The following is an 8766-nucleotide window of genomic DNA, read 5'->3' as shown; positions in this document are numbered from 1 at the left end:
ATCTTAATTACCTCTTCGATATCTCTTCCTTGCCCTGGGATTATTTGCCCCGAAATTTAAAGCTTTTGAACGAAACTATGGCCTATTACCACTTATTCAACTCATTATCTTTCTTCCTTCTTCATAATTTTTTGATAATTTGCTATAATATTATTAAAACCCTTAATGAGGTGGCTAAAACGTGTCGTTGGTTTCTTATATCCGTCAACCCCGAGAAACAATGCAAAAGCTTCTTTTATATCCGGGAAACAAGAAGGTCCAAATTAATTACCTTAAAGCCTCTCTTTTTTTAGTAATAGGCTTAATGTTTTTTCCCTTACCGGAAACTGCCGATTTCTTTTACCAAAATTTATCCTTTACCCACCCTGCAACAGTTTTGACCCTCTTGGGAGTTTTTCTATTGTTTTTTGCTCTTTTAGGTGGGATAAACCATTTGGTAGCTTATCTTACGACTTATTTCCTAGAACGAAATTTAACTAAAATTGAACCCGAACTTTTATTTAAGCGGTTTTTGCTAGGATACTCCGAACTCCTCCTTTTCTCCGCCGTCCCCCAGGCGTTTTCCTGGCTAAATCTTTTTAATCTCGGCTTTTTATTTGGAGCCCTTACCTGGGCTACCCAGTTATATGCCCTCTATCTTGCCTATCTCATGATAACCACCGCTCTTAAGTTATTTAGGTAAAGCCGGGGTTTACCCCCGGCTTAACACTTTATTTTTCACATTCTCATAGTCTTTGCGATGGACATATTTCATTCCTGACTCGTCAAGGCTTGCTACCCTAAACCAGCCTCCGGCAATTAATACACGAAGTCTTGCCATGCTTATTTTTAAGTTTACTGCTACTTCATTTAAAGATAAAATTTCATCTTTAGCGATAAATCTTTTTAAGACTTCTGGCTTAGGAGTAAAATTTCGGCAAAAACTCCCTTCAGGCAGTACGGCAAATTTATCTACTTCAAAATCGGGGTCAAAAAATTCGTCTTCCTCAAATAATCCGTAAACTTCACGGCAGAGGCCAATGGTTTTAGCCGAGACAGTGGTTAAGTCCTGTCCCTGGTAGGAATAAAAGGACATTCTATTTAAAAAGTCTTCCCTAACTTCCACCGGCATCTCCCGTTCAAAATGAATACAATTTTTACAGGAAAAAGCTCGCTTTTTAGGTAAGTCTTTCATCATTGGTCGCCGGTACTCCCGGAAAATTTTTCCCATTCCATCGTTAATATATTCCGCTAAGAGGTGTGCATTATCCAGAAAAAGCTCCTCATCGTTTACAAAATGTTCGTACACTGCTCCCTCTTCTGGCTCAAAAATTTCAATAACTCGACCGTTAAACTTCCCCTTTTCTTTCAGATTTCTTACAAAATTAAGGAAGTTTTGCGCATCCCGGTCGTCTTCAAAAAGGAGTAAAAACTCGCGCAGAGGAAAATAATTTTTCAATTAATCCTCCTCCTTTGGAAAATAATAAGATCGAGAGGTAATGAGAAAGTTGGCAGGACTTAAAGCATTATCCCTGAGTGTAAAAAATGGAAGGTAAGGTTTATTATATTATTATCTGCCTTCTCTGTCAATCATCACTTCACCTTTAAAACCTCATCTTTTCCAAAAGCAAAATGCCCGGATTCATACCCCTTGCCTTCCACATTAATAATAACCCCTTTTACTCCAAAATTTCGGCCAAAGGTGTTAACAATGCTGTCAATTTTTAAAGCCTCAAAGGAAGACCCGGCATTTAATTCAGAAATTAATTCTTTAGAAAAGTTAAGCCTTAGGTTTTGGTTGGTACGCACATAACTTAACAATTTTACATTAGGCCCCAGGACTTTATATTTGTCTTCTTTTAAAATAGCTGTGATTTTTTCTGCCAGTTCTTCACCGGTTTTAAACTTCTCAGTTCGCTCTTCACTTAAAAGCTTATCAAGATTAGGTGAAGGATAATTAATTATCAGAGTTTTGGCGGGAAGGTTGCCATCTTTTTCCCCATCACCGTATTTTTTAAGATTATCTTCAACCACAGCGTTTCCGAAAATAAACCGTTGTTTTACCAGGCCTACTCCTTTGGCAAAATACCGTTCAATTGTACTGTCTTTAGACTTTCCTACAACTTTTATACAGGTAAACTCCCCGGCTGGTACCTGAACTTTTTCCTTAAGATTTTCTATAGTCCAGGTAGTATCCCCCACTGTCCAGGTCGTCCCCACCTTTAGAGGGGCTTTAAGATAATATTCCTCCATTTTCTTTTTCGGAGAAATACCTAAATAATTTATCCGCCAGTAGCTTTCTTCCTCGGTAAAAACAAGTTTAACCCCGTCTTCGCTTACCTCAAAAATTTTGGCTGTGTCAGTTCCGCCATTTTGCTGCAAAAGCTGAACACGGCGGTCTTTTATAAACTCAGTATCCACCCGGCCGCCGGCAAATTCATTACCTATACCTTCGTATTCCCAGTACCAGTTAGGTTTTACAGGAAAATAGTCCGATATTTTTGCCTCAATTGTTGGTTTTTCCTCGGGTTTTATAATTTGAGGTGTAGCCGTCTCTTTTTTGGTGCAAGCATTAACTCCCAGCAACAGAGATATCATTACCATGCCCATAATCAAAACTTTTTTCATATCAAAACCTCCTCAAAATATATTTTTGCAGTCTTCATTTTAGACGTATAAAACTTTAGTTAGTTTTAATAATTAATCGTTAAATAAAAAATAGGGTAGGCTGGATTTCGGAAAACAAAAAAAAATCCTGTATTGCTACAGGATTAAGTTTGCCCCAGAATTTGGCTAAAATGTATTTTCCCTGTTTTGGTCCTGGGAATTTGCTCGAGTAAAATTACATTATTGGCAGGAATTGGCTGTTCAGCTAATTTATTAGCAAATTCTAAAAACTTAATCTTGTCAAACCCATTTTCAGGTACAATAAAGATTTTTAGTTCATCATCAACTAATAATACGGCAATATCTTTAATCCCGGGAAAATCATCCAAATATCCTTCTAACTCCCTGTATGGAATAATATTTTTGGTTACCTGGAAAAATTTCTTCAGGTAATATTCAAAAGTATTTCGGGTTTGGCGTAATTTTTCATCCAAACGCCGAGCTTCCACCTCGTTTTCAACTATATGGAAAACTGCATAAGGGCAGGTTTTTACACATTCACCGCAAAAGTTGCACAAATCTTTATTGACATTAACCCTCCGGGCATCTTCATTATACATTATTGCCCCTGTTGGGCAGCAGTCAGCTGCTTTGCAGTGGGGTTCATGTTGACAAGCATCATAGTCTACATATAAATACATTTTCTCTCCCCCTGTTCTTCTCTCTCATTAAAATTCTGTGCTTTTCATTCCTATATTTTAAATTTATTATATGCAAATCTTAAAAAAAAATAAAGGGATATCGGGATTATTTTTTGAAAATTTTTATTTTTTGCTGAAAACTATAACACTTATTTTATTAAAGTAGTATCTTTATTTCATCTCCCCTTTTAATCTCAGCGGTAAACCCGACTTCTTCCCCATTTAAAAGGATTTTCAAAGAACTTATCTTTTCCGGTATTTTTCCTAAATGCGGTAAGACATCGGCCAAAATATAATTATTTTTTCCCGTTAGTTTGATGGGTTTTCCATTTAAATAAACTTCTACCTCTAAAGAATTAAGTTCTGGAACCGAAAGCCCCTCCTCATTAATAAACACTTCATCCCCCGGATAGAATTGATAATTAGCTTCGATTTCTTTTCCATTCACCAGAACTGAATCTAAATTTTTAAAAAAAGCTTTAGCAGTTTCTTTCGAACATAAAGTAAGTTGATCTTCCTCCTGTATTTGATAGTCCTCAGCTAAAGCCTTTCCCCCTAAGAGTAAAATAGGGGTCAAACTTACTTCTTCACCATTTACTTTGATAATAATCGGTCCGCATTCCTGCAAAAGTTGTTTTGCCGTAAGCTTTGCCTCTTCCCCATCGCGAGCAGGTATAAAATTAAGGGAATCTCCTGCGCCGACCTCCGTTTTAAGGGACGCCGGTTGACCGTTTACATATATTTCAGCCGCCCGGGGAAGCCCACCTTTCCATTCCCTTCTATTACCGTTTAAATAAAAATTTAAACTTCTTCCTTCCCGTCCAAAAATCTCCTTAGGAGTAATTCCGGAAAGTTTTAAGATTTCACCAACTGTTAAGTTTTTTTGGGATAAGAGCCGTATCTCCCGGCCATTTAAAAATACAGAAATAAAACCATAATCGTATTTTCTCAGGGCCATCTGGATAATACCCAGAACCGTTACCCCTTCCGGCCCCAAAAGAGCTTCCGGCACTGCTAAAAACTTTCCTTCCCTTGGGTCTAATCCTTTTACCACCACCCGTGAAGTTTCAAGCCCAAGATACTCGGCAAGCTTCGCTACCAGCCCCGGAGTTTTGGCACCACCACCAACCAAAAACACTGCTTTAGGCGAGCCACCATTTAACCTTACCATTTCTTCGGCAATCCTTTGGGCAATTCTCGCCACCACAGGTTCGATCCTCGCAATAATTTCTTTAGCTGCTATCTTAATTTCTTCTCCCAAGATATTGTAAAAGGTCACCTCTTCAAAAAACAACTGCCTTTTTACCTTTTCCGCATCCGCAAAATCTAAAAGAAATTGCCGCATGATTTCTTCGGTAATTTCATCTCCCGCTTCTGGTACCATGCCATAAGCTATCACGGCCCCATCCCGGCAAACAGCAATATCAGAAGTACCGGCGCCAATATCCACTAAAGCAATATTTAAAAGGCGTAGGCTTTCGGGAACTGCCGCTGTAATTGCAGCAATCGGCTCTAAAGTTAAATTTGCGGGCTCAAGGCCACAACGCAATAAAACTGCCTGTAAGCTACTGGTAACAGTCTCCGGCAAAAAGGTTGCCACTAATTCAACGCTTATCTTCTTTCCTCTATGACCTTCTAAAGCTTTAAACGGATACCCATCTAAATAATAACTAATGACACTATATCCTACTAACTCATACCGGACCTCACCTAGATTTTTAACTGCTTCCACCGCTTCCGCTAGCGCTTTACTTTCCAACTCAAAGACGTGGCGGGTAGAAACCTCAGCTCCAACTACTTCCATCTCCGCGTAGGAAGTAACCGTATAAAGGGCCCGCCCGGCCGCTGCTATAGCCGCTCGGGTAAGTTTTACCCCCAACGCTCCTTCTAACTCCTCCTTTATATCTCTAACCACTTTAGCAACTTTTGCTATATCATGAATTTGACCATCTAGCATCGAACGTTCGTCATGCTCCCGGAGGGTTTCCTTTAAGATATTAATCCTACCATCATCCAGTACTTCCCCTATCACCCCTATTACTGTTCGCGTCCCAATATCCAGAGCAAAGATGATGTTTTTCTTTTCCATACTAATCCCGCCCGTAACAATTTATTTTTTTATACCTAATTCGCTATTTTTCATTATTTTCCTTTAAAAAACCAAAAAAGAACTTCTTAAAACTTGGAAACTAACCCTTTCTAAACTTTCTTTGCAAATAATCCATTGCCTCACTGCTATCCCTTATCTCCCCCCGGGCCCAGGCTTTTAATAAATAATTTTTCGCCTGCCCAACTGCCAAAGACTCAGGGATATTTAGGGCTTCCATGATTTCTTTTCCGGAGATCTTTCCTTTAAATTCCAAATAACCTTCATAAAACTTTTTTAACTCCCATAAAAATTCTAAGTCTTCTCTAGCTTTTTCCCCTTTATCGGCAAGATACAAAAGAATTAACTCTAAAAATAAATCCCCGGTATCTTTAATTAAGCGCAAAATTGCCTCTCCGCTTACTTTCGTTGCCATTCTTAAAGATAAAATCCGCATATGATTACCTATTAACGTGGTTAAAACCCTCTTCTCGAAATTAGAAAAGTTAAGAAAATCCATAAAGGGTATAAGCCTGTTTACACTTTCCTTTTCATGGCCAAAGAAGCGAGTCCGCCCTTCTTGATCATACACCAATGTTCCGGGCTTCCCTATATCGTGGAAAAAAGCAGCCATTTTTAAAAGATAAGGCGGAAGATTTGTTTTAATCCGCAAAGGATTATCTTTTAAAAGCACTTCCATACGGCCTAAGGTATCAATTAGGTGCTGATACACCGTTTCCCCGTGATGGTAATTTTGGTAAAGCTCATACCCTTCTCTTATCCCCAGCTCAAAAACCTCAAAAAAGCCTGTTTGAAAAAGCCAATCCACCACTTTTGCCGCATCATCTAAAGAGAAGATTTTTCGAAGTTCTTCTGCCACCCGCTCCCCGGGGAAATCTAATATATATTGTATATATTGTTTAAACGTTTTCTCCGTTGCCCGCTCTACCGTAAAGTCAAGCTCCCCGGCAATCCTTACTCCTCTTAAAATCCGCACCGGGTCAGCTTTAATGTTTTCCGGACTAACCATGCGGATAATCTTTGCTTTTAAATCGTCTTGCCCCCCAAAGGGATCAATAATACCCCCCGAAATTTCCCCTCTTACCGGTAAGGCCAGAGCATTTACGGTAAAATCCCGGCGTCCAAGGTCCTCTTCCAGGTTTTCTCCTATAACCGGAAGGATATCCACCTGATAAGCTTCCCCACTATAATTAAACACCAGTCGAAAAGCCGCAAACTCTTCTTTTAAAGGAAAAAAGCTTCCGCCAAAGGCTTTTAAAAGCTTCTCGCCTATATTTTGGGGATCTTCAAAGGTAATGAGGTCTATATCTTTTACCGGGCGGCAGAGCAGTAGAGCCCGCACACTTCCGCCCACAAAATAAGTACTGGTGTCTTTTAAGATTACTTTTAGGTTATCGATTACCTCCACTTTAACACCGCCTTTTACCTCTTAAAAAATCTTACTACAATCTTATTATTTCACTTAACTTTTAATTTTTTAAAGTTTAGCACTGCCTTGCGGTATTCATCAACCAAGCTTATTACTATCAGGTAGGTATAAGGTTTTAACTCCTGTAAAATAGTAGAAAATTTTTCCCGGTGAAACTACTTCCCAGACCTATTTTTCTCAATAATACAGCCTAAGCTTAAAAAAAATTTTTTCAGCAAAAATTCCCGAAGCTTTACAAAAGCTTCGGGAAGAGAAATTTATATTCTTCTTACGTCGCAAAATGGGCTTTATGTTCCTCGGGCTAAAGGTCGGCCGTATAAATAAACCCCAGCCTTTTAAGCTGGGGAATTTTCTTATTTTCTAGTCTTGAAACCACTGTTCACTAAAATCATTAAAACTGCTTCTTGCCCCGTAAAAATACCAGTCAACGGTGTACTTGCCATTATTGGGAGTTATATATTTTGCCGGTACCAAATTTTCGGTAGGCATCTGATCAAGGTCCTCATACACCCTGAACCAAACATCAAAGGTTTTCGTTCCAAGATAATTTGAAAACTCTTCGGTTAATGTTTTAGCAAATATATTCATATAATAGTTAAAATCTTGACTTTCAAGATGATTTTGATAAATTTCTAAAAATTGCCGGTAATTAACAATAATGTTAATTCCATAATAAACTACGCCGGTATTATCCTCTACCAAGGTGCCGTTTTCATACTTAACCCGGCCAAAATTAGTAGAGCCAATCACCAAGGGATTGAAAAAATCATAATTACCTTCATTTAAACCTTTTACCAGTTCATTTATACCGGTTTGGAAGGCTTCATCACTAAAGACTTCCGCTAACGAAGCATTAACCAAAAAAGCGGTATTCATATTCTTCGACACCGTATTATAGGGAATAGCAAAATTAAGCCCTTCGCTTTCCTGAAGCTTCATGTTTATTATGCCTATTACTTCGCCTTTCATATTAAAAAGTGGCCCGCCACTATTGCCCGGGTTAACCGGCGCAGTAATTTGCAGGTAAGTTTTACCGTCAATTTCCCGATTATCGCTGCTAACTATGCCGCTTGCCATACTCCAGCTTAAACCCTGGGGATTACCAATGGTAAAGACTTGTTCCCCCACCTCGGGAAGTTTGGTGGTTAACGCCACCGGTTTTAAATTTCGGGCATTGATTTTAATTATGGCCCAGTCATTTTCCGGATCATATCTTTCAAGGCTAGCAACTTCATATTTTGTTCCATTGGCTAAAGTAACATAAGCTTCTCTCTCTCCTTTAATAACATGATAGCAGGTTAAAATCCGTCCGTCCGAAGAAATAATAAAACCACTGCCCAGACTTGAACCGGTAGTAATCAAAACAGTACTATCTTTTAATTCTTTAAAAAGCTGGGTCAGAGTTTTAGGCTTAACCTGGATTTTTATGGATTTATAGGCCGCAGCTTTTTTGCTGTCATAAACTTTTAGCTGGATTGTAAAATAAGTATCACCGGTAACTTTAGGGGCTGTCCAGGTAACTTTTGCCGCGCTGGTACTGCTGAACTTTCCTTTATCAGAATTGCTACCTTTTATCGTCCATTCAAAATAAATTTTATCCTTATTTTTATCATAGGCTTTAGCAGACAAGGCGATGCTTTCTCCGGAAGTAACTACCGTTTTACTGGCATAAATAGCTATTATTTGGGGCGGATAGTTTCCTGCCTTTGCAAAAATTGGACTAGAGTTAAAAGTAACTAAACTAAATAAAAAAACAACGATAAATTTTTTCCAGGATTTCATTTTTACCCTCTCTTTCTTTATGAGACATCTCTATCTTTCTTATTCTCTAAAATTAAAAAATTTCCTGCATCTTTTAGCCAAATAAAATTTTTTAAAAAGCTTGTATTAATTTTTATTATACACACTTTTCGTCCTATATAGTATAATATTTTCGGCAATTT

7 protein-coding genes are annotated in these 8766 nt (G+C 38.4%); 1 reads left to right on the top strand and 6 read right to left on the bottom strand.

Features of this window, described 5'->3' with window-relative positions; translation table 11 throughout:
- Positions 1–181 precede the first annotated feature (181 nt).
- Positions 182–682 (top strand): hypothetical protein, encoded by a 501-nt coding sequence (locus tag cpu_RS13595; protein ID WP_088775886.1) that lies wholly within the window; start codon positions 182–184, stop codon positions 680–682.
- A gap of 9 nt (positions 683–691) precedes the next feature.
- Here cpu_RS13595 and cpu_RS04715 read toward each other — a convergent pair whose 3' ends face one another.
- The 6 genes from cpu_RS04715 to cpu_RS04690 form a co-directional block, all read right to left on the bottom strand.
- Positions 692–1438, bottom strand: a complete 747-nt coding sequence (locus tag cpu_RS04715; protein ID WP_075858891.1) for a hypothetical protein — start codon at positions 1436–1438, stop codon at positions 692–694.
- A gap of 134 nt (positions 1439–1572) precedes the next feature.
- Complete coding sequence (locus tag cpu_RS04710) at positions 1573–2607, bottom strand: GerMN domain-containing protein (protein ID WP_075858890.1); 1035 nt, start codon at positions 2605–2607, stop codon at positions 1573–1575.
- A 143-nt stretch (positions 2608–2750) separates the two neighbouring features.
- On the bottom strand, positions 2751–3287 hold the full coding sequence (locus cpu_RS04705) for a 4Fe-4S binding protein (RefSeq protein WP_075858889.1): 537 nt from the start codon (positions 3285–3287) through the stop codon (positions 2751–2753).
- A gap of 157 nt (positions 3288–3444) precedes the next feature.
- Positions 3445–5376 (bottom strand): cell division protein FtsA, encoded by a 1932-nt coding sequence (locus cpu_RS04700; protein WP_075858888.1) that lies wholly within the window; start codon positions 5374–5376, stop codon positions 3445–3447.
- Positions 5377–5476: 100 nt separating this feature from the next.
- On the bottom strand, positions 5477–6802 hold the full coding sequence (locus cpu_RS04695; RefSeq protein WP_075858887.1) for a CCA tRNA nucleotidyltransferase: 1326 nt from the start codon (positions 6800–6802) through the stop codon (positions 5477–5479).
- Between the two features lie 381 nt (positions 6803–7183).
- Positions 7184–8605, bottom strand: coding sequence for a S1C family serine protease (locus tag cpu_RS04690; RefSeq protein WP_075858886.1), 1422 nt, complete (start codon positions 8603–8605; stop codon positions 7184–7186).
- Positions 8606–8766: the final 161 nt, after the last annotated feature.

The organism is Carboxydothermus pertinax (assembly GCF_001950255.1).
In the GTDB taxonomy this organism is placed as follows: domain Bacteria; phylum Bacillota; class Z-2901; order Carboxydothermales; family Carboxydothermaceae; genus Carboxydothermus; species Carboxydothermus pertinax.
The sequence above is the reverse complement of the archived record's forward strand: the minus strand, read 5'-3'. Positions and strand labels throughout refer to the sequence as shown.

What these genes read in the sequence shown, in the direction of transcription:
- cpu_RS04710 (WP_075858890.1), bottom strand. Translation starts at nt 2,607, where the DNA reads ATGAAAAAAGTTTTGATTATGGGCATGGTAATGATATCTCTGTTGCTG.
- cpu_RS04700 (WP_075858888.1), bottom strand. Translation starts at nt 5,376, where the DNA reads ATGGAAAAGAAAAACATCATCTTTGCTCTGGATATTGGGACGCGAACA.
- cpu_RS04705 (WP_075858889.1), bottom strand. Translation starts at nt 3,287, where the DNA reads ATGTATTTATATGTAGACTATGATGCTTGTCAACATGAACCCCACTGC.
- cpu_RS04690 (WP_075858886.1), bottom strand. Translation starts at nt 8,605, where the DNA reads ATGAAATCCTGGAAAAAATTTATCGTTGTTTTTTTATTTAGTTTAGTT.